The following is a 20,509-nucleotide window of genomic DNA, read 5'->3' on the forward strand; positions in this document are numbered from 1 at the left end:
CGCGACGCCGGAACGCATTTGTTCTCACACTTCTCCAAATGTTACAATCGAACCTATCGGCGCCACGCGACTGGGCCGGGGCAACGGCGACGATCGTAGCGATTGAACCCCGGTTTCTTTCATAAACCGAAACATCAGTCAGATTTGATCTTAGGTAATTCCACCCATGACAGCCCCGTCGGCCCCCTCCGCCACGCAAACCGCCACCGTCTTTGTGAAGCCACGCCAGGCCCGCCCCTTCTTTGGCCGGCATCCCTGGGTGCTGGCCTCGTCGGTCGATCGGGTGGAAGGCCCGGCCGCCGACGGCGACGTGGTGCGATTGGTCAGCGACCGGGGCCAATTCATCGCCCACGGCATCTACAACAGCCACAGCCGCATCCGCGTTCGGCTTTACGACTGGAACGAGTCGGCCATGCTGGACGACGCCTGGCTGGCCGAGCGATTGCGCGGAGCACTGGCGCTGCGGCACAACCTGGGCCTCGCCGATCCGGCCGGCGCGACGCGGCTGGTGTCGAGCGAGGCTGACGGGCTGAGCGGGCTGATCGTCGAGCGCTTTGCCGGGCACCTGGTCGTGCAGATCACGTCGTTGGGCATGTGTCAGCGCTTGTCGAAAATCGTAGCACTGCTCGGCGAATTGCTACAGCCGGCGAGTATCACCGTCAAAACCGATCGCGAGATGAACAAGGCCGAAGGGATCGTCCTCGAAGATGGCCCCATCGCCGGCACGCGCGCCGAGGGTCCGGTCTTCATCACCGAGCACGGCGTCCGCTACGGCGTCGACCTCGACGCGGGTCAAAAGACCGGCTTCTATCTGGACCAGCGCGACAATCGACTGGCGGCGGCGCGACTGGCCCGCGGGCGGCGCGTGCTCGATGTCTGTTGCTACACGGGCGGGTTCAGTCTGGCGGCCCTCGTCGCCGGCGGCGCGCGCGAAGCCCTGGGCATCGATTCCTCGGCCCGAGCCATCGCCACGGCCCAGGCCAACGCGCAATTGAACGAAGTGACCAACGCTCACTTCGAAACCGGCGACAGTTTCACCCGGCTCGAGGCGCTGGCCGCGGCCGAGTCGCGGTTCGGCATGGTCGTCTTGGACCCCCCCAAGTTTGCCCGCGGGCCGAAGGACGTCCCCCAGGCGTTGCGCGCTTATCATCATTTGAACCGGCTGGCGGTCGCCATCTTGGAGCCGAACGGCTGGCTAGTGACGTGCAGTTGCTCGGGCAGTGTGACACGCGAGGACTTGATGATGAACCTGGCCGACGTGGCCCGGCAGACGGGGCGCGAGATTCAGGTTGCCGAGTCGCGCGGGGCGGCGCCGGACCACCCGGTGAACGTGGCTTGCCTGGAAAGCGAGTATTTGAAGTGCCTGGTCTGCCGCGTGGCATGAGCCCCGTGGGGCAGGTAAGATGTGCGACATGAACGGCCCGCCGGGTCGTTCCCCCCCTCCCCGTCGCACACAAGGTGCCCTCGCCATGCGTTCGCACGTCGCTCGTTCGCTGCTGTTGATTGGTGCGTTCTGCTCACTCGCATTTCTGATGGGAGGCGAAGTGAACGCTGAAACCTTCCGCGTCTATTTCGGTACCTACACACGCGCCGGTGCGAGCCAAGGCATTTACACCGCGACCTTCGACAGCCAGACCGGCGCCATCAGCGCGCCCGAGTTGGCCGCCGAAACCAAGAACCCTTCGTTCCTGGCCATTCACCCCAGCCGGCGCTGGCTCTATTCGGTCGGCGAGTTGGACAAGGCCGGCGCGGTCAATGCGTTTGCCATCGACTCGGCCAGCGGCAAGCTGACCCTGCTGAACCAGCAATCGTCCTACGGCGCGGGGCCGTGCCACGTGTCGGTCGATCCGTCGGGGCGCGCGGCGCTGGTGGCGAACTACGGCGGCGGTAGCTGCGGCGCTTTGGCGATCGAGTCGAACGGCAAGCTCGGGCCGATCACAGCGCCCATGCAGCACACCGGTTCAAGCGTGAACAAAGGCCGGCAAGAAAAGCCCCACGCCCATTCGATCAATGTCGACGCGGCGGGCAAGTTCGCCTTTTGCGCCGACCTGGGACTCGACAAGGTGATGATCTATCGGCTCGATGCGGCCGGCGGCAAGCTCGCGCCGAACGATCCCCCGTCGGCCAGCGTGGCCCCCGGCGCCGGTCCCCGGCACTTTGCGTTTCATCCCACCGGGCGCTGGGCCTATGTGATCAATGAAATGGGGATGACGATCACGGCCTTTGATTACGACGCCGCAGCCGGCCGGTTGACCGAGATTCAGACCGTGACGACCTTGCCGGCCGGGACCGAGATGAGCCCCAAGTACAGCACGGCCGAGGTGGTGGTCCATCCGTCCGGCAAGTTCGCCTATGGTTCCAACCGGGGGCACAACACCATCGCGTCGTTCGCCATCGACACGTCAACCGGCAAGCTAACGCCGACCGGTCACCAGGGGGCGGGCGTGAAGACCCCGCGAAACTTCAACGTCGACCCGACGGGGAACTTCGTGCTGGTCGGCAACCAGGACGGCGATTCGGTGGTGGTGTTCCGCGTGAACCCCGCGGACGGCACGCTGCAGCCGACCGAGCACAGCGCCAAAGTCGGCGCGCCGGTGTGCATCAAGTTCATGCCGCTGTAAGCGTCACACATTTAGCCCCCGGTCAATGACCGGGGGCTAAAGAAGATCGCTCTGTTACTCGCCCAGCGCCAAATCGCGTAGACGGGCCAATACGCCCGTGTGCTTGGGGCGCGGCACGGTCGACTTGGGCGTCGCCGCGGCCGGCTTGGCAGTGCGGCTGGCGTTGCTGGGGAGCTTGCCGGCAATCTGGTCGGCCAGTTCATCAATGCGGACCATCGGCCGCCGATCGCGGATGTCGACTTCGTACAGCTTGTGACCGTGGCGGACCAGGAACGACAGCAAGTCTTCCGAGCCGATTCCCCATTGCCAACCCGAGACCAGCGGACGGCGGACGATCATCAACCCGGCGCGCTCGACGCTGGGCGAAGCGCCCGGCAGGCGCGGAATCCAACCGGCGATGGCTCGCGAGCCCAGCCGGCCGGTCACCACGTCGTGCGTGGCGGCGGCCTGGTACAGCTTGCCAATGTCCAGCAGATTGGCCGCCAGTGGATCGGTGCAGATCATCACCAGCTCGCCCGTCGTGCGTTCCAAACCGGCGCGGATGGCCGAGGCCAACCCTTGCTGCGTCGGCAAGTGGGCGACCGACACTTGCGGGTACTGGCCGGTGATTTCGTGAATCAGTTCGCCGGTCGCGTCGACCGAACCGTCGTCAACGACGACCAGGTCGAATTGCGGCGAGACTTCGGGCAACACTTCCAACAATTCGCCGATCATCGACCCGACGATCGACTGCGCATTGCAGACCGGAACGATAACGCTCAGCGTGGCTCGCATGGCCGACGCTCCTTGCCGTGGAGAGGGAGATGTGAGAGGCGTGCGGCGGTCACCGCGCCGGGGAGAGCGGCGACCACCGAGGGACATTGCTCGTTCATCGACCGGCTGCGCACGCGAAAAATAAAGACAGGAAAAGATTATGCTTCTTGCCGTCGGTGCCGCCTTGGCCGCGGCTGCGGAGCGGGGGGCTTAATCGGCGTGTGGCAGGCGATCGGCCCGGGCCGGGCGCGTTGCGCCCGGCAAAACCCGGTTAAAACGTGCGCCGAACCGATCCGTTGCGCGATCGCGGCAGTGCGGGGGTGGCTCGCCCCGGGGCAGTCGGGCCGGTATCCTTAAATGACGAATAACCGACCGGTAACGACCCTGCGGCCGACGACCGCCGATGAACGCCAGCAACACGATGAACGCCAGCGAAGCACCGATCCCCGATTTTGCCAAAGCAGGTGGCCTGTTGCCGGCCATTGCCCAGGACGCCACGTCGGGCGAAGTGCTGATGATGGCTTGGATGAACGCCGAAAGTTTCGCCGAGACCCTGGCCACCGGTCGGGCGGTTTATTACAGTCGCAGTCGCGGTCGACTGTGGCGCAAAGGGGAAGAAAGCGGCCACCAGCAAACCGTCCGCGAGATTCTGGTCGACTGCGACGCCGACACCATTTTGATCAAGGTTGACCAGACCGGCGCGGCCTGCCACACCGGCTTTCGTAGTTGCTTCTATCGCCGCGTCGGACCCAACGGGGTCGAGGAAGTCGGCACGCGGCTGGTCGATCCCAAGCAGGTTTACCGCCAGGGCTGACGACTGATAGAGCTGACGGCGGGCGAACTTGATGGCGGCCGAACCTGACGGCCGGTAGATCGCGAACCCGCCATTCGCTCGTCCCTCCTGATTGAATCGTTTCACCCTCTCAAGCTACGCATCAAAAACACCATGAGCGCTGAACAACAACTCAAAGATCACAACCTCGTCCTCCCCCCCGCGCCCAAGCCGGCCGGCGTCTACAAGCCGGTCGTGTACATCGGCAATCTGGCCTATGTGTCGGGGCACGGCCCCTTGAAGAACGATGGTTCGATGCACACCGGCCGCGTCGGCGGCGACTTAACCCAGCAGCAAGGCTACGATGCCGCGCGGCAGACGGGCCTGGCCATCCTGGCCACGCTGCGAGCCAGCCTGGGGAGCCTGGACCGCGTGAAGCGCGTGATCAAGGTGCTGGGCATGGTGCAGTGCACCCCCGAGTTCGCCGCCCAGCCGGCCGTGATCAACGGCTGCAGCGAGCTGTTCGCCCAGGTATTCGGCAGCGACAACGGCGTGGGTGCCCGCAGCGCGGTCGGCATGAACGCCCTGCCCTCGAACATCGCGGTCGAAATCGAAGTGATCTTTGAAGTCGATCCGCCCAAGTAAGTCGGTGACAGCAAAAACGTAAGCGTCGTGCAGGCGACGCGCAAGTGTCCTATTTCCCAACTGAGTTGAGTTTCACGAGTACGAGCGACGATTCATGAGCGACCCTTATTTTCAGCCCAAGTTCGCGGAGCGCATTGGCGGCATCAACTACGGCAAGGGAACCGAGATCTACAAGTTCGAGAAGATCAAGCGCGCCAAGCGCAAGGCGCTGGCCGAGCATCCCGACCGCTCACTGATCGACTTTGGCATTGGCGAAAACGACGAGCTGGCCCCCGAGAGCGTCCGTCGCGTGATGAACGCCGAGGTCAACCAGCCGGCCAACCGCGGCTATGCCGACAATGGCATCGCCGCCTACAAGGAAGCGGCCGCCCGGTTCATGCAACGGCAACTGGGCGTCACGCTCGACCCGGCGACCGAAGTCAATCACTGCATTGGCTCGAAGACCGCGCTGGCCATGTTGCCCTCGTGCTTCATCAACCCGGGCGACGTCACGTTGATGACGGTGCCGGGCTACCCCGTGGCCGGCACACACACGCGCTATTGCGGCGGGACGGTTCATCGGTTGCCGCTACTGGCTGAGCACGATTTCTTTCCCGACTTGAAGTCGATTCCGGCCGACGTGCTGGCCAAGACCAAGTTGCTGGTCCTGAACTATCCGAACAGCCCGACCGGCAAGCTGGCCACGCGCGAGTTCTACGAGCGGGTCGTGGAGTTCGCCCAGGAGCACAAGATTGTCGTCGTGCAAGACGCGGCCCACATGATGCTCAGCTACGACGCCAAGCCGCTCAGCTTCTTGTCGGTGCCGGGGGGCAAGGACGTCGGCGTCGAGATCCACTCGATGAGCAAGGGCTGGCATATGATCGGCTGGCGGCTGGGCTTTGTCTGTGGCCATCCGAAAATCGTCCAGGCCTTTGCCGACGTCAAGGACAACAACGACAGCGGCCAGTTCATGGCCATTCAAAAGGCCGGCGCGGCCGCGCTGGACGACGACGCCATCACCACCCAGGTTCGCGCCAAGTATCGCCGCCGGCTCACGAAGCTGGTCGAGGTGTTGAAGCGGTGCGGGTTCGATTGTCGGATGCCCGGCGGGACGTACTTCCTGTACACCCCGTCGCCGAAGGGTCTGCAAGACGGCACGCGGTTCGAGAACGCCGAAGCGGCCAGCCAGTATCTGATTAACGATCACTCGATTGTCACGGTGCCGTGGGACGACGCCGGGGCGTTCTTGCGATTCTCGGTCACGTACGAAGCGGCCGACGAAGCGGCGGAAGACGCGCTGATGCGCGCCACCGAGCAACGACTGAACAAAATCGGCCCGGTGTTTAAGTAGGCGAATCGCTTGCTGGTCAAAGCACCGACAGGTGGATGATATTCGGCGCGTCAGGAAAGGCCCGGATCAATCGCTCGTCGGCTGTGAGCAAATCGCAGCCTTCTCGGTTTGCCAGCGCCAGATAGAGGCAGTCGTAAATCCCAACCCGGGCATGTAACGCCAATTCAAAGCCCTCGATGAGCAATGGCTCCGAAGCAAACAGTCGCGGAGCAGTGGTTAGAATCTCGCCAAAGAAAACACGAGCATCAGCTTCGTTCATCTTGCGCGTACGTTGCAGCTTTGAAATGGCGTGCGCGATTTCGACCGGGAAGACGTCCGGTGCAATGAAGTCGTGCTGGCCTTGTTGATGCTCCTGACGCAGCCTGCGAGCAATGTCGAGATGGGGCTCTGTCAGAACCCACTTAAGAGCGACCGAGGCGTCGAGTACGTACTTCATTCGTCACGAATGGCACGTATGAGTTCAACGGAAGCCTCGTAATCGAACTTCACTTGCACGCGAGCAGCTCGCTCGTGAATTCGCTTTGCCACCTCGGGGTCAACCGGGCGCTTTTCGACCATCGCGCGGACGACTTCTTCGAGGTCGGCCTTGGTGTCGCTGGTGGTACTCATACTGCTATTCTCGGCCACGTCCCCGTCGAGTCAACGCTGAAATACGCCAGTTCCACCCGGAAAGCGCCTTTCGAGTACCAGAGGTTTCACCTCAGTAAGTCCCATGTGCGGTACAAACCGAGGACTTGCGCCCCAGTCTCTCGGTGCGCGCTGCATTCAGTGCCTCCCCGTCAGCGTAATCAGCCCGATCACGATCCATTCGAGCGTCTTGGAGCGGTTCGCGTCGACTTCGTCGCTGACCACGGTGCGGTCGCCTGGTTGCTGTCGGTTGCTCGCCCGGCTCAGAATACTCTCCCCCGCGGCAGCGAGCGAGCCTGTCGAAGTCTCCGATAGCAGCTCAGTTTGCATCGAGGACGTTGGGTGGCGGGGTCAGAGCGCAGCGATGGCCCCGTGGTGACGGTTCGGGGCCATCACTTCGTTCTGACCCCGCCACCCCGCTTCAGCAAACTGACCCGCTACCGCGGTTCTCGCCAAACGCTCATCATCCGCAAAAATCTTTGCGCGTGCCGTAACCTTTTCAGCGGCGCGGACAATTCTTGTCGAAGGCTCGTGACGAGCCTGCTTTTCTGGATGGTTCTGTTCGGGCGGCTCCGCAATCGGCGCGCAGGTTCCCCGGGAGTGAAACACCCGCGGCTGGTGTCGCGCCGTGTGTGTTTCCTGACCACAGTCAGCAACTGTCCGACACTGCGCGCACACCATGCGCCGGCTCACGCACGAGACCGGTGGCGAGAAAGCAGAGGATGCCATGCAACGATCCCACCCAGCGCACGACCGCGCGGCAAGCGCCCAGGTCGCCACCAATTCGCTCGGTATTCGGCTGGTCCGCATTGCGGCCGGCGAGTTCCAGATGGGGTCGGGCGAACCGCTCGAACGACTGGCGTCGGCCTTCCCGGGCTATGAACCCGAGCGGATTGCCGGCCTGGTCGACGAGTACCCGGCGCATGGCGTGACGATCTCGCGGCCGTTCTGGCTCGGCGCGTTTCAGGTGACGATCGCCCAGTTCGCCCGATTCGTGGCGGCGACCGGCTATCGGACGCAAGCCGAGCACGATGGCACCGGCGGCTGGGGCTATAACCCCGGGCTCGGCGATTTCGAAGGGCGGCGGTTCGAGTTCACCTGGCGCAACCCCGGCTTTCGCCAGGAAACCAATCATCCGGTGGTGAACGTCACCTGGCACGACGCGGCGGCGTTCTGCTTATGGTTGAGCAGCGTCGAGGAGCAGCACTATCGCTTGCCGACCGAGGCCGAATGGGAATACGCCTGTCGCGCCGGCAGCGGCACGCGCTATCACTGCGGCGATGATCCCGAGTCGCTGGTCAGCGCGGCCAACTTGTTCGACGCGTCGAGCGGTCGGGTGCTGCCGGCCTGGCAACGGTACGCGCTGCGGGCCAACGACGGGCATCCATTCACAGCGCCGGTCGGCAGCTTTGCCGCCAATGACTTTGGCGTCCACGACATGCACGGCAACGTCTGGGAATGGTGCGGCGACTGGTACGCGGCCGATTATTACGCCGGCAGCCCGGCGAGCGACCCCGCCGGTCCCCCGCGGGGCGAGCTGCGCGTGCGGCGGGGCGGGGCCTGGCACAGTTGGGCGCTGTACGCGCGATCGTCGTTCCGCAACTACAACACGCCGTCCAGCCGGTACGTGAACTTGGGCTTCCGCGTCGTGTGCGATGAATGAAGCGGAAGGGAACGTGCAGCGGATTTGAACCGCAAAGACGCAAAGATCGCCAAGAAATGTCGAAGAGAAATCGACCACGACGACACGACGGGCACGACGTCGGAAAGATGGAGAATATGAACGTGGAAACGAGACGCGCGAACCGGCGGCCCCACGGCTAACCCGCAAGCGCGCTTCGCGCTTTCACCCTCTACTCGAAGTTCTTCTTTGCGCCCTTTGCGCCCTTTGCGGTTCAATTATTCTGTCTTCTTTTTAGCGCATGAAAAAAGCCCAGGGACGTGGCCCCTGGGCTTTTGGATGGCGTTGAACGACTTGCTGCGTACGTGTTACTTGAAGAACACGAACGTCACGGCGATGAACAGCGGGATCAGGATGCCGCACGAGTAGACCATATACCCGAAGAAGCCGGGCATCTTCACGCCGTTCTCTTCGGCGATGGCCTTGACCATGAAGTTCGGGCCGTTGCCGATGTAGGTGTTGGCGCCCATGAAGACCGCGCCGCAGGAAATGGCCGCCAGAATCTTCAGCGGTACGCCGCTCGGGTCCTTGGCCCCCGCCGCCAGGTATTCGGCCAGGTAACGTCCTTCGGTCGAAATGTGTTCCATCCCCGCCGCCGTGGCGGCAAAGGTCAAGTACGTGGGGGCGTTATCTAAGAAGCTCGACAGAATGCCCGCGGCCCAGAAGAAGTGCCACTCCTGGTCGCGACTCAGGCCCAGCGACTCGCCCTTGACGTTCAGGATTTCCAACGCCGGAATCATCGTCACGAAGATGCCGGCAAATAGCACGGCCACTTCGATGATCGGCCCGAAGGTGAACTTGTTTTTGGCGCGATTCTCGCCCGACGTCGTAAAGTACGCGGCCAGGGCCAGCGCGACCATGATCCCTTCCTGCATGCCCTTCGGCCAGGTCGAGTGCCCGTCCTGATCGACGGCCTGACCGGCGAAGATGATCGTGGCCACGATGCCCAGCAGGAACAGAATGTTGTGCAGGCCGAGCACGCGCAGCGGCTCGTGCTGCATGACTTCTTCGTACTGGTCGCCCGGGCGTTCCCGTTCTTCCTTGTTCATGACCATCTGGTCCCAAACATTGAAGATTACCAGCAGCGCCCCGTTGACCATCAACCATTGCGGCCAAAGCTGCAACGTCCACTCGAACGGCACGCCGCGCAAGAAGCCGAGGAACAACGGGGGATCCCCCAGCGGAGTCAGCAACCCGCCGCAGTTCGAGACCACGAAGATGAAGAACACGACGATGTGCGCTTTGTTTTGCCGAGCCTTATTGGCCCGCAACAGCGGGCGAATCAACAGCACCGAGGCGCCGGTCGTGCCGACCAGGTTGGCAATCACCGCCCCCAGGGCGAGCATCAGCGTATTGATCAGCGGCGTGCCCGACAGCGAACCTTGCATGTAGATGCCGCCCGAAATCACGAACAGCGAGCCCAAGAGCGCGATGAACGAAACGTATTCATGGGCCGACTCGAGCAACCGGTGAGTGCCCGAGCCGTCGTTGAACTTCATGACCAGGTAAATGGCCAACGGCGCGGCCAACACGGCGGCCACGATCCCTTTGCTCTTGTTGTGCTCCCACCAGTGGGGCGCGGCCAAGGGAAAGACGGCAATCGACAATAGCAAGGCCGCGAACGGCAGCAGAGTCGCATAGCCGCTCGAGTCGTACAGCGCCTGACCCATCTTGGGGCCGGCGGCGTGTCCATCGGCCAGGGCGGTCGTCGCGCCGGCCGCCAGAAAAGTTACTGCCACGGCCACGCTCAATACGATTCGCTGCATGGTCAACGAGATCCTTGGGAGGCAACGATCAGAATGCGCGAGATTTCAAGAGCCGCCGCGCGTCGGCCGGCATGGCGAGGCGTCCGCTGACGCGTCGAAATGACCCGCTGAGATTATGACACCAGATAGACGGCTGGCGTCCGAAACGCGCGGCCAGCGGCGGCGCAGTGCGGGCGGCGACGATTGTAGCAATTAAACGCGGGCAGGTGGCCACCCACCCAGGTCAGCGATGGGTGCGCGCTCTGTAATTATTACAGCAGCCAACCGCGTCTCGGGGACCGGCGCGTGCAGGCTCATCTTGGTCGGACCAGTCGGCGTGGGCGTTTTTTCCTTGGGAGTCAGCAGGTCGATCGTGGTGATCGTGGCGAAGAACAAGAAGAACGCCCCGCCCAAGGCCAGGCACGTGCGCTGGAACCAATTGGGGCGAATCGCCGGCGGCAACAGCAACGTGTTCACGGCCAGCACGTGCCAACAACTGATACCAAAGGCAAAGTTGTACAGGTTCGCCGCCCAGGTCATCAGCTTTTCGGCATCGACGAACATCAGATTGAACAGCCCCAGCGCCGTATAGCCGCACAGCACGCCAAAGTACAAATAGCGAATCTTGCTGGGGTCTTGCCGCCGCATGAAGGGCAGGCCCGTCCAGACCAGATCGACCCACCGGCGCATGGCGCCGTCGGCCGTCGTAATCAAACTGGTCGAAAGGACCAAAAAGCCGCACAACAGCGTCAGATACCAGAACACGTGCCCCAGCGAGCCGCCGATGGCGTTTTCGACGCCGCGGGCCGTCTCGCCGGCGGCGGTCCAGCTTGAAGCCGACGTGCCGCGCGGCAGGAACTGCATCGACAACATGCTCGGCAAAGCGAGGCCGATGAAGCAGGCCGGCAACCAGACGAGAAACTGCTCGCGTCCCACGTGACGCAACCAGCGCCGCCAGCGGGGCAGGTTCTCGGCGCTGGGAATGAACACCGCGCCAACGTGGGCCAGCTTGATTCCCTTGCCGCCGACCACGCTGGGAATGGCGCCGACATGGGCGCCCATGCCCCAGCCCTGATCGCGCGTGTAGGCGCTGATGGTTGTGTTGGTCAATCCGCCCGATCCCGAGATGGCAACCATCAGGGCAATGAAGCCCAGGTAGCGCAGATGAACTGGCGGAACGCCCCGCCCCTCCCACAACGACACGAAGATGTTGTCGATGTTGCTGCCCGGCTCGGTCAGCCCGTCGGGGCCCTGAACGCCTTCGACCGGCACGTTGCCGAACTTGAAGAACCCGGTGGTGATTTCCTTCCAAGTGTCGAACGTGGAATAGAAAACCGCCAAGTAGAGCAAGAAGCCGATCACCAACACCAGCTTGAACGACATCACCCACTTCAACGAGTTGAGCACCTTGCCGCCAAACGCCAACGGGGCGACGGCCAGCAGGAAGACGCCGCAACTCAGCAACTTCAGCATCAACCCTTCATCGGGGTTGTTCGCCGGGTCGGGCAGGCGCAGCAGATAGACCATCGCCAGCGGTGTCGCCGCCGAAACGGCCAGATAGGGCAACAGCGCGCCAAAGTCGGCGACCACGTAGACCCAGACCCAAAGCATGGGTCCAGGGGGGACGCGAAACTTGCCGGTGAAGATCGGCTCGCCGCAATAGAGCGTGTAGCGGCTGATCTCCATGTTGTACATGACTTGGGCCATGATGCTGATCGTGGCCAGCCAGAACAGCGCGCCCCCGTATTTGGCGGTCACCAAGGGACCGGTCAGCCATTCGCCCCCACCGATCGCCGCGGCCCCCATCACCATGCCTGGGCCGATCATGGCGGCCAGGTTGGTCCACTTAAAGTGGGGCGCGTCGGGCAGCCCGGCCACGTTCCAACGCGGCATGGTGTGCGAGCCAGGATAGGGCGCGACCTGGCCCGAGCCGTCGGCCGGCGCGTCGTGCGAGGGGACAGCGGCTGCGTCTGACTGCATTGTGAGGTCTGACCTAACGACAAATGAAGATTGGCTAATACAAGCCAGCAGAAGCATGGCAGCCGGGTAGGCCCGATGCAAGCCTCGGCCAACCCGTTCCGCGGCCCGGAGTTGCCATCAGGACAGAGTGGCAGAGTTTGCCCATTGCCCCACAACGGTTTGTGAAGCTCGGGTACTCGAAATCACGGGTGGCCTCCGCTACAATCCACGCCCGAGACATCGCTCGCCCACCGCAGCGTGGCGGAGCCACGTGCCAGCGACCAGGATCGACTGCCAGAGCCCCAGCGCTATACCGCGCCCCCCGGGGTGGTTGTCGTCCGTGTCGTGCTCGCGCGCTCTGTGTGCCAAATGGTTCTGGCACGGCGGTGTGGTTCTTTGGAGATGGTCTTGTCCGGTTGATTTCGCTCGTCTTGTTTTGTTCGCCTTGTTTCACTTGTCGATGCGGTTCCGCCGTGGCGAGCGGCAGAAGGCTCGACAAGCGAGTGCGCACGAATCGAGGCTAATCGAACGCACGACTGCCCATCTTTCCAGAGGCTCTGCTTCGGCCTGCTTCACAACCTGAGAGATGTACGATGAGCCAGATTGAAGAAGTCCCCCCCGCCGGTTTGGAACGCATGAATTTGTCGGGCCACGCGATCACGTTGTACGACAAGTGCTTGGCGCTGGCCCATAACCTGTGGTGGGCGTGGCAGCCGGAAGTGGTGAACCTGTTCCGCGATCTGGACCCGATTCGCTGGCGACAACTGGACCACAACCCGATCGCGCTACTCAGCGAGTTCACGCCCGAGCGCCTCGAGATGCGGGCCGCCGAGTTGGTGCTCTATAGCCGCATCAATCACAGCTACCGCCGGCTGAAAGAATACTTGGCCAGCGGGCAGACCTGGTCGACGACCCACGCCGGCGTGTTGGGCAGCAAGCCGGTCGCTTATTTCTCGGCCGAGTTCGGTCTGCACGAATCGGTGCCGATCTACTCGGGCGGTCTGGGCGTGTTGTCGGGCGACCATGTCAAGGCGGCCAGCGACCTGGGTTTGCCATTTATTGCCATCGGCCTGTTCTACGATCAGGGCTATTTCAAGCAGCACCTCGACTCCGAGGGGTACCAGAACGAAGAGTACCTGGATACCAAGGTCGAAAACGTGCCGATGAAGCCGGCCCTCGGACCCGACGGCAAGCCGGTGATGATCACCATCGACACTCGCAACGGCTCGCTACAGGTCAAGGTGTGGCTGATGAACGTCGGCCGAGTGTCGCTGTACCTGCTGGACAGCGACGTTGACGGCAATCGCCCCGAGGACCGCGAGCTGACCAGCCGGCTGTACGGCGGCGACCACCGCACCCGCATCCGCCAGGAGTTGGTGCTGGGCGTCGGCGGTGTCAAGGCGCTCAAGGCGCTGGGCATCTCGCCGGGCGCCTATCACCTGAACGAAGGGCACAGCGCGTTCGCCCCGCTCGAGGTGATTCGCGTGATGATGGAAGACGACGGGGTGTCGTTCGATGACGCCCTGCGCGAAACGGCCCAGCACACGGTATTCACCACCCACACGCCGGTCCCCGCCGGTCACGACCGGTTCGACGGCGGTATGATCGAAGAGCACTTGGGCCCGCTGCGCGATCGGCTGGGCATTTCCTATGACCAGTTGATGGGTCTGGGTCGCGTCGAGCCTCACAACAACAACGAAACATTTTGCATGACGGTGCTAGCGCTCAAGCTGTCGCGCCGCGCCAACGCGGTGAGCTCGCTGCACGGGTATGTCAGCCGGCGGATGTGGGCCCATCTGTGGCCGTGGCGCGTCGAGGAAGAGATTCCGATCGGCCACATCACCAACGGCGTTCACGTGCCAAGCTGGCTCGCCTGGCAGATGCAGCAACTGTTCGACCGCTACTTCCCGGTCAACTGGCTGCGGGTCCAGGACGAAGCCGAGATGTGGCAAAAGGTTTACAATATCGACCCGGGCGAGTTGTGGGAAACGCACTACGCGCTGAAGAACCAATTGCTGGCCTTCGTCCGTCGCCGCGTCAGCCGGCAGTATCGCCGTCGCGGTGAAAGCGACGAGACGGTGGAATTTGCCCGCAACATGCTCGACCCGAACGTGCTGACCATTGGCTTTGCGCGGCGGTTCGCCACGTACAAGCGGGCCGACCTGCTGTTGACCGACATCGAGCAGTTGTACGAAATCGTCAGCAGCACCGATCATCCTGTGCAGTTCATCTTTGCCGGCAAGGCGCACCCGGCCGACGAGCCGGGCAAGCAGTTCATCAAGCGGATCGCGAATCTGCGGCACGACCCCAAGCTGGCCTCGCGCGTGGCCTTTATCGAAGACTACGACATCAACGTCTGCCGACACCTGATCCAAGGGGTTGACGTGTGGCTCAATAATCCGCGCCGGCCGTTGGAAGCCTCGGGCACCAGCGGTCAAAAGGCGGTGCTCAACGGCGGGCTCAACTTGTCGGTCCTCGACGGTTGGTGGGCCGAAGCCTATGACGGCAAGAACGGCTTTTCCATCGGCAAGGGATCGACCCACGTCAACAATGAGATCAACGACCGCCGCGACGCCGAAGACTTGTATCGCGTGTTGCGGACGCAGGTGATCCCGTTGTACTACGAACGCGACGTCGACAATCTGCCGCGGCAGTGGATCAAGCGGATGATGAATTCGATCAGTTCGCTGGCGTGGCGGTTCAGCGCCCACCGGATGGTGATCGACTATGTGAATAACAGCTACCTGCCCGCCGCCGGCGGCAGTAGCTGCCAGATGAACATCCACTAAGGCGTGACGTGTTTCGACTCCCGCTGGTTTGTAAAAGGCCAGGTTGTTCGCCTCATTCGCGCATGACGGGGTTGGCTGGTGTTATTTCCGCGCAGGCGTGTTCTTAATACGCTGGTGAAGCCGTTGTTTGGGCAGCACCGACACGGGTGTCGGCGTCGCGCTGCGGTGGGAGGGCACAGGGTTACTGCCTGGTTCCTCTCGCGCCTGCGTTGCCGGGTCGGCGCCCTCTCCCGCGACCCATCGGTCGCCGCAAACTCCTCAGCAAGCTAGGCCGACCGGGCGAACCTCGGTACTTCGCCATCGTCAAAGGGTTTACGTCGCTCGGTGTAGCCTAAACCGCCACGAACCCCCGCCAGAAGTCCAGGTCGTTTTTGCCGCACTATTTTTCGCACAATTCGCATTTTCTGAATATTTCCTCAAACATTACGGCAAGTTAATCTGAAGAACCGATCAAGACTGCTAGCCCGAATGTGCTATCGCTCCTCTCAATTGGCGCGGGCATTGCACATTGGGGCCTTCGCACCTCGATTAGGTTCCTTCAGCCATGTCTACGCCTGCTCCCATTGCGGAAATGCGCCGCATTGTCGGCGACCAGTTCCACCACTGGGCCTGGCTCTACTGGCTTGACATGTTCGCCTGTATTGCCGTCGGCTACACCGCCGCGTCGTTCTATCTGGCGGCGCCTTGGTTCAGCGCCCGGCAGATCATCTGCCTGGCGATTGCGGCCTTGGCGCTGTTCCGTGTCGGCAGCTTCATTCACGAGATCGCGCACCTACGACAAGGAAAGATGCGCGCATTCCAGGTTGCCTGGAACGTACTGGTCGGCATTCCGCTGCTGATGCCCAGCTTCTTCTATACCAATCACATCGATCACCATAAGACGGACCATTACGGCACCGAGCACGACGGCGAGTACGTGCCGCTGGGCACGTCAGCGTGGCACCACATCGTGCTGTTCATGGCCCAGGCGTTGGTCATGCCCCTATACGTGTTCGTTCGCTTCCTGTTGAGCCCCATCACGTTCCTGACGCCGGGCCTGCGGCAGTGGACCCTGGAGCATTGCTCGTCGTTCGTGATGAACTTCCATCATCGCCTGAACGTGCCCAAGTCGGCGCCGCGCAAGTTGTGGGCCGCCGTCGAGTTGGCCTGCAGTGCTCGAGCCTGGGCCATGTTACTGGTGATCGTGGCCGGGCTGTATCCGTGGACGCGGCTGTTCCAGTTGTACTTGCTGAGCGTGTCGATCCTGTCGTTGAACTACAATCGCAACCTGGTTGCCCATCACTACCGCAACCGGGGCGGGACGATGTCGCACTTGGACCAGTTGATCGACTCGGTGAATATCACCGGCGGCTGGCTGACCGAGTTGTTCTTCCCGCTGGGCCTGCGCTACCACGCCTTGCACCATCTGTTTCCGGCGCTGCCGTATCACGAGTTGCCATCGGCCCACCGGAAACTGCTCGGGGAACTGCCGCCCGATTCGCCGTACCGCGTCACGGTGTTTCCGACCTACTGGTCGGTGCTCCGCGAACTGATCGGCGACACGCTCCGCGCCACGCGCCGCGGCAAAGGGCACGGCGGCGGTCAAATGGCCGCCACCAGCTAATCGCCCGCACGCCATTGAAAGCCAACATCCCAAGCCCAGGAGTCGCACTCCTGGGCCTTTTCTTGCGCAGCAGAACGCTTCAACCGCGAAGGGCGCCAAGGAAAATGCGAAGACGCGGTCGACCACGACGACACGACGGACACGACGTAGGAAATGATGGGTGATGAGTGATGAATACGACGGGGCGACGCGCGGGCCGATGGCCCCGCGGCTATACCGCAAAGCGTTCTTCACTCTCCCGTTTTTCTGCGTGCCCTAAGGCATTCTCGTCGTGTCGTCGTGGTTGGCCTTTTTCTCCATGCGCCGGTTACCAAGGGGCTTCCATCATGGACACGATCTGTTCGGCCAGGCGCTGGATCGACTGTTGCTGCTGGGTGGTGATCGTCTGACCCATTTCGGGCACCAGGTTGTTGACCTGCTGCACGGTCATCATCGCTTGGGGCACCGGCACCGATCGGTCGCCTTGCAATTGCGAGCCGCGGCGGTCGACCCAACTAACCTGGACCATCATTTGCGTCTGGAGCAAGCGCTGCTCGTCGGTGGGCGGCTTGACCAGCAGTTGTTTCGATTCGCCGACGATGCGGCCGCTCAGCACGCTGTCGGCTTCAGTCGAGCCGACGACCTTGAACGGGGTCTTGAGTTCGATTTCCTTGACCACGGCTTCGGTCAACTGCTCGCCCAGGTCGCGGCGGAAGCTGTTCGATTCAAAGATCGGCACGTGTACCGTGCGGATGTTAGGCGGATAGAGCGACCGCGTGCCGACCATGTACGTCCGGCAGCCCGGGGCGGCAACCAGAGCCAAGGCGGCCAGCAGCAGGGCTGACAGGGCAGCGCGTCGCTTAATCGTAGTGCGTGCCATGGATTTGCCGCGACTGGGGAAAACTGAATTCGACCACGACGACACGACGGTCACGACGTAGGAAAATACAAGAGACAAAAGATTTTGAACCGCAAAGGAAGATGTGGGGGAGTGAGGATGTTGGGGCGTGGGGGTGTAAAAGGCTTTTCTAGTTCAGGGTGCGTGGCTCGCGACAGCGACTCCCCCACCCTCTACTCCCCAACTCCCCCACGGCCTTCTCCGTGTCCTCTGTGTCTCCGTGGTAAATGCTTCTCCTCTGTCCGCCTACCGCGGCCTGGGGCGTTCGCCGAAGAGCTTGCCCAGCCAACTCCAATAGTCGGGCGGATCGTCGGGCTTGCCCTGGCATTCGGCAATTCGGTCTTGCGCCGCCTGGGCGGCCTGGGTGTCGGGGAAGTTCTTCAGCACGTCGGCGTAATAGCGTTTGGCCGAGCCGTAGCACTTGCGGTGGAAGTAATACTCGCCGTTGGTGAAATCGCGATAGCCCTTCTGCTCGCGGATGGCGCGGCGCGCTCGTTCCAGGCGGTCGCGCTCGCCGGGTATCTGATCGCCAAAGTTGGTCAGCGTCGAATCGATCAGCTTTTCCGAGTCGAGCAGCGGCCCGACGTCGTACTCGGCCCCTTGGTACGTGCGGAGCTTGCTGCGAATCTCCAGCAGTTGCGCCTTGGGGACGTGCTCGCTGCCGGGGTTTTCCTTGCGCAGCGTCTCGAAGTTGTGGGCCGCTTCGTCGTAGCGACCGTTGACAAATTGCGAAATGCCGGCCGCGAACGTGGCGTCGTCGGCCAAGGGGCCGGTCGGGTCGGCCAGCCGCACGCATTCATACGCCGCCAACGCGTTGGCCCGCACATCAAGCAGCGGCAAGTGCTTGTCGGTCAGATTCATCTTGTACCAGGGGTAATCCTTCGACATCTGGTCCCAGAAGCGGGCGATGGCGAAGTCGCGGACCACGATCGTTTCGAGGTAGCGGGAATTTTCGTATTTCTTCATCAACTCGGAGTAGGCGTCGATGGCCTTGCTGTACCGGTCGGCGAAGAACAGAGCTTCAGCTCGCATGAACATCGCGTCTTCTTCCAACAACGAGTTGGGCCAGCGAATGGCGGCTACCTTGAACTTGGCCGCCGCTTCGTCATAGCGCCGCTCGCGGAACATGGCCTCGCCGTCCAGATACTCTTGCCGGGCCGCCTTCTCGTTGGGGCCCTGGCCGATCATCTTGCGATATTGCCTGGCGATTGATTCACCCTTCAGACTGTCCCCCACCTGGGTCAGCCAGGGGCGCTGGTCAGGAATCGCTTCGATCGACTGGCCAGGGGAAGCGGCATTCATGCCCGGCGCGTTTTGCACATAGCTGGCGGGTTGCACCTGGCCGGTCTGGCCGGGAATGGGGCGATCGGTCAGCGGGCTGCCGATGCTTTCCTTCTGCTTCGAGGACGAAAACGGCCCCGAGCAGCCCCCGCAGGCTAACAACATGGCAGCCGTCCACATCACGCGCGCGCAGCGCGTGCGCACACCGGCCAGCGAAGCGGCGAACGTCAAGCGATCGGGTTGGCACGACAGGCGCAAGCGAAACCTACCGGTCAGGGCCGATTGTTGAAGGGGGATGATTTCAGCGAGTTTTGGATGAGCAAGCAGACGAGTCGGACGAGCAGGTATTTCAGGCGGGCGGGCGAGTCAGGTCGGGTCAGGCAAAACAACGGGCGATTCGTACCGGCTGGCAGTAGGTAACTTGGGGTTGCCACGGCTAGCCGGCGTGGTGTCCCAGGTACGGATGCATGCGCAGTTTGTGCCCCAGCAGGTGGGAAAAGTATTGGTTCATCACGCCCCGCAACGATCCCAGCACGCGGCGATCGGTGTCGAGTGCAAGGTTTGCGTCGGACGCAAGATTCGTATCAAACGCGGCAGCCATCGGCGCCGGCTCGGCCAGCGCCTTGAGCGCCGTCCAAGCCGCGGAACTCAACGAAACCACCAGCTTGTGCCCCGGTCGACAGGTCGCGCACAGCACGCCGCCGGCCAGGATGCCCAGGCTGGCCCGCCCCTCGCTCGCCAGCGGCTTGCCACACTCGACACAGGCGTCGAGCGACGGCAGATGCCCCAGCAGGCGCAAGGCGGTCAATTCAAAACGCAAGACGGTGACGCCGGCCGCGCACTCTTCGCGACCCAGCGCCGCCAGCGTCTGGCACGCGGCGTCGAACAGGTCGGGATGAGGATCGCGATCGAGCGTTAATTCGTTCAGCAGCTCGGCTACGTAGTAACCGGCGTACCAATGGGATAAGTCGTGTCCGGCGGGTCGAAATCGCCGCTCCAACTTGGCTTCGGTAATCAAGTCGAGCGCGTCGGACGATTTCGCGAGGAACACTATCCGACACAGCCCCAACAGGTCAAGGGCAGACTCGAATGGCCCCTTGGGGCGCCGCGAGCCCTTGGCCAGCCCGCTGAGCTTGCCGAATTCCCGCGTGAACAGCGTGACCACGGCGCTCGTCTCGCTGAAGTCGACGACGCGAATCACCAGGGCCAGGGCTTTTTCGGCGCTCATGGGCGGAGGGGCGTGGCTGCGGTTGGTTTAACGCGGAATGGTGGTCGCTGGCTGGCGGTCGTGGCGCGTGGTTCGTCTTGACGCGCGTCGGGCGTGCTATCAGTCGCCGTCTTCGTCCTCGTAGACCGGCGCGACGTCGAACGCCGCTAGCACTTCCCGCTCGCGCCGCCGCATCATGGTTTTCAACTCGGGTTCGAGGTCGTCATAGCCCACTAGGTGCAGCGTCCCATGCACCACGTACAGCAGCAGCTCGTCCTCGGGCCGCACGTTCAACCGCTCGGCGGTCGTGGCCGCGGTGTCGGCGCTGACGATCACCTCGCCGTCGAGCGCGTCGTCCTCGTCGTCGAGCGCAAAGCTGAGCACGTCGGTGGCGTAGTCGTGCGCCAGGAAGCGCCGGTTCAGCTCGTGAATCGTCGGGTCATCGACCACGGCCAGGCTGATGATGGCCCGCTCGACTTCGGCCTGGCGCAAGATCAGCTCGACCGCCCGGCGCAGACGCCCGGCATCGACAGCCACCCGGGCGCATTCCACCGCCAACGAGATTTGATACGGCGTAGCAATGATCGGACGGCCTTCGATGAGAAAGCATGGATATGAC

At 62.8% G+C, this 20,509-nt stretch carries 18 protein-coding genes; 8 read left to right on the forward strand and 10 right to left on the reverse strand.

Annotated elements, in window-relative coordinates; translation table 11 throughout:
* Positions 1-166 precede the first annotated feature (166 nt).
* Complete coding sequence (locus tag JSS27_12590; protein ID MBS0209779.1) at positions 167-1,384, forward strand: class I SAM-dependent rRNA methyltransferase; 1,218 nt, start codon at positions 167-169, stop codon at positions 1,382-1,384.
* An 85-nt stretch (positions 1,385-1,469) separates the two neighbouring features.
* Positions 1,470-2,621, forward strand: a complete 1,152-nt coding sequence (locus tag JSS27_12595; protein ID MBS0209780.1) for a lactonase family protein — start codon at positions 1,470-1,472, stop codon at positions 2,619-2,621.
* A 54-nt stretch (positions 2,622-2,675) separates the two neighbouring features.
* Here the strand turns inward: JSS27_12595 and JSS27_12600 are convergent, their stop codons facing one another.
* Positions 2,676-3,395, reverse strand: a complete 720-nt coding sequence (locus tag JSS27_12600; GenBank protein MBS0209781.1) for a glycosyltransferase — start codon at positions 3,393-3,395, stop codon at positions 2,676-2,678.
* Between the two features lie 400 nt (positions 3,396-3,795).
* Between JSS27_12600 and hisI the strand changes: the two genes are divergently transcribed.
* From hisI to JSS27_12615, 3 genes are all read left to right on the forward strand, one after another.
* Positions 3,796-4,188 carry a phosphoribosyl-AMP cyclohydrolase gene (gene hisI / locus JSS27_12605; protein MBS0209782.1) on the forward strand — a complete coding sequence of 131 codons (393 nt, stop codon included), beginning with the start codon at positions 3,796-3,798 and terminating at the stop codon, positions 4,186-4,188.
* Positions 4,189-4,320: 132 nt separating this feature from the next.
* Positions 4,321-4,791: a RidA family protein gene (locus JSS27_12610; GenBank protein MBS0209783.1), complete on the forward strand. Its 471-nt coding sequence runs from the start codon at positions 4,321-4,323 to the stop codon at positions 4,789-4,791.
* A 94-nt stretch (positions 4,792-4,885) separates the two neighbouring features.
* Positions 4,886-6,121: an LL-diaminopimelate aminotransferase gene (locus JSS27_12615; GenBank protein MBS0209784.1), complete on the forward strand. Its 1,236-nt coding sequence runs from the start codon at positions 4,886-4,888 to the stop codon at positions 6,119-6,121.
* Between the two features lie 16 nt (positions 6,122-6,137).
* On the opposite strand, the gene JSS27_12620 is transcribed toward JSS27_12615, so the two are convergent.
* The 3 genes from JSS27_12620 to JSS27_12630 form a co-directional block, all read right to left on the reverse strand.
* Positions 6,138-6,557 carry a type II toxin-antitoxin system VapC family toxin gene (locus tag JSS27_12620; GenBank protein ID MBS0209785.1) on the reverse strand — a complete coding sequence of 140 codons (420 nt, stop codon included), beginning with the start codon at positions 6,555-6,557 and terminating at the stop codon, positions 6,138-6,140.
* Entirely contained in the window at positions 6,554-6,730 is a 177-nt protein-coding gene (locus JSS27_12625) for a hypothetical protein (protein ID MBS0209786.1), read from the reverse strand. The genes JSS27_12620 and JSS27_12625 overlap by 4 nt, the downstream gene beginning before the upstream one ends.
* 156 nt (positions 6,731-6,886) lie before the next feature.
* Positions 6,887-7,078, reverse strand: a complete 192-nt coding sequence (locus tag JSS27_12630) for a hypothetical protein (GenBank protein MBS0209787.1) — start codon at positions 7,076-7,078, stop codon at positions 6,887-6,889.
* Between the two features lie 397 nt (positions 7,079-7,475).
* Between JSS27_12630 and JSS27_12635 the strand changes: the two genes are divergently transcribed.
* A complete protein-coding gene (locus tag JSS27_12635; GenBank protein ID MBS0209788.1) occupies positions 7,476-8,411 on the forward strand; it encodes a formylglycine-generating enzyme family protein in 936 nt (311 codons plus the stop codon).
* Between the two features lie 326 nt (positions 8,412-8,737).
* Here JSS27_12635 and JSS27_12640 read toward each other — a convergent pair whose 3' ends face one another.
* Positions 8,738-10,195: a sodium:proton antiporter gene (locus JSS27_12640; protein MBS0209789.1), complete on the reverse strand. Its 1,458-nt coding sequence runs from the start codon at positions 10,193-10,195 to the stop codon at positions 8,738-8,740.
* Between the two features lie 192 nt (positions 10,196-10,387).
* Entirely contained in the window at positions 10,388-12,154 is a 1,767-nt protein-coding gene (locus tag JSS27_12645; protein MBS0209790.1) for an Nramp family divalent metal transporter, read from the reverse strand.
* Between the two features lie 614 nt (positions 12,155-12,768).
* Between JSS27_12645 and glgP the strand changes: the two genes are divergently transcribed.
* Positions 12,769-14,922: an alpha-glucan family phosphorylase gene (gene glgP, locus JSS27_12650; protein ID MBS0209791.1), complete on the forward strand. Its 2,154-nt coding sequence runs from the start codon at positions 12,769-12,771 to the stop codon at positions 14,920-14,922.
* A 544-nt stretch (positions 14,923-15,466) separates the two neighbouring features.
* Entirely contained in the window at positions 15,467-16,525 is a 1,059-nt protein-coding gene (locus JSS27_12655) for a fatty acid desaturase (GenBank protein MBS0209792.1), read from the forward strand.
* A gap of 307 nt (positions 16,526-16,832) precedes the next feature.
* Here JSS27_12655 and JSS27_12660 read toward each other — a convergent pair whose 3' ends face one another.
* From JSS27_12660 to ybeY, 4 genes are all read right to left on the reverse strand, one after another.
* Positions 16,833-17,384 carry a hypothetical protein gene (locus JSS27_12660; protein MBS0209793.1) on the reverse strand — a complete coding sequence of 184 codons (552 nt, stop codon included), beginning with the start codon at positions 17,382-17,384 and terminating at the stop codon, positions 16,833-16,835.
* A 264-nt stretch (positions 17,385-17,648) separates the two neighbouring features.
* Positions 17,649-18,941: a tetratricopeptide repeat protein gene (locus JSS27_12665; protein MBS0209794.1), complete on the reverse strand. Its 1,293-nt coding sequence runs from the start codon at positions 18,939-18,941 to the stop codon at positions 17,649-17,651.
* A gap of 178 nt (positions 18,942-19,119) precedes the next feature.
* Positions 19,120-19,911 (reverse strand): DNA repair protein RecO, encoded by a 792-nt coding sequence (gene recO / locus JSS27_12670; GenBank protein ID MBS0209795.1) that lies wholly within the window; start codon positions 19,909-19,911, stop codon positions 19,120-19,122.
* Between the two features lie 99 nt (positions 19,912-20,010).
* A complete protein-coding gene (ybeY, locus tag JSS27_12675) occupies positions 20,011-20,388 on the reverse strand; it encodes an rRNA maturation RNase YbeY (protein ID MBS0209796.1) in 378 nt (125 codons plus the stop codon).
* Between the last annotated feature and the right edge of the window lie 121 nt (positions 20,389-20,509).

Source organism: Planctomycetota bacterium (assembly GCA_018242585.1).
Taxonomy (GTDB): domain Bacteria; phylum Planctomycetota; class Planctomycetia; order Pirellulales; family PNKZ01; genus JAFEBQ01.

Excerpts from the sequence above, each read along its gene's own strand:
- JSS27_12590 (MBS0209779.1), top strand. The coding sequence starts at position 167 with ATGACAGCCCCGTCGGCCCCCTCCGCCACGCAAACCGCCACCGTCTTT.
- JSS27_12595 (MBS0209780.1), top strand. The coding sequence starts at position 1,470 with ATGCGTTCGCACGTCGCTCGTTCGCTGCTGTTGATTGGTGCGTTCTGC.
- JSS27_12600 (MBS0209781.1), bottom strand. The coding sequence starts at position 3,395 with ATGCGAGCCACGCTGAGCGTTATCGTTCCGGTCTGCAATGCGCAGTCG.
- hisI (MBS0209782.1), top strand. The coding sequence starts at position 3,796 with ATGAACGCCAGCGAAGCACCGATCCCCGATTTTGCCAAAGCAGGTGGC.
- JSS27_12610 (MBS0209783.1), top strand. The coding sequence starts at position 4,321 with ATGAGCGCTGAACAACAACTCAAAGATCACAACCTCGTCCTCCCCCCC.
- JSS27_12615 (MBS0209784.1), top strand. The coding sequence starts at position 4,886 with ATGAGCGACCCTTATTTTCAGCCCAAGTTCGCGGAGCGCATTGGCGGC.
- JSS27_12620 (MBS0209785.1), bottom strand. The coding sequence starts at position 6,557 with ATGAAGTACGTACTCGACGCCTCGGTCGCTCTTAAGTGGGTTCTGACA.
- JSS27_12625 (MBS0209786.1), bottom strand. The coding sequence starts at position 6,730 with ATGAGTACCACCAGCGACACCAAGGCCGACCTCGAAGAAGTCGTCCGC.
- JSS27_12630 (MBS0209787.1), bottom strand. The coding sequence starts at position 7,078 with ATGCAAACTGAGCTGCTATCGGAGACTTCGACAGGCTCGCTCGCTGCC.
- JSS27_12635 (MBS0209788.1), top strand. The coding sequence starts at position 7,476 with ATGCAACGATCCCACCCAGCGCACGACCGCGCGGCAAGCGCCCAGGTC.
- JSS27_12640 (MBS0209789.1), bottom strand. The coding sequence starts at position 10,195 with ATGCAGCGAATCGTATTGAGCGTGGCCGTGGCAGTAACTTTTCTGGCG.
- JSS27_12645 (MBS0209790.1), bottom strand. The coding sequence starts at position 12,154 with ATGCAGTCAGACGCAGCCGCTGTCCCCTCGCACGACGCGCCGGCCGAC.
- glgP (MBS0209791.1), top strand. The coding sequence starts at position 12,769 with ATGAATTTGTCGGGCCACGCGATCACGTTGTACGACAAGTGCTTGGCG.
- JSS27_12655 (MBS0209792.1), top strand. The coding sequence starts at position 15,467 with ATGTCTACGCCTGCTCCCATTGCGGAAATGCGCCGCATTGTCGGCGAC.
- JSS27_12660 (MBS0209793.1), bottom strand. The coding sequence starts at position 17,384 with ATGGCACGCACTACGATTAAGCGACGCGCTGCCCTGTCAGCCCTGCTG.
- recO (MBS0209795.1), bottom strand. The coding sequence starts at position 19,911 with ATGAGCGCCGAAAAAGCCCTGGCCCTGGTGATTCGCGTCGTCGACTTC.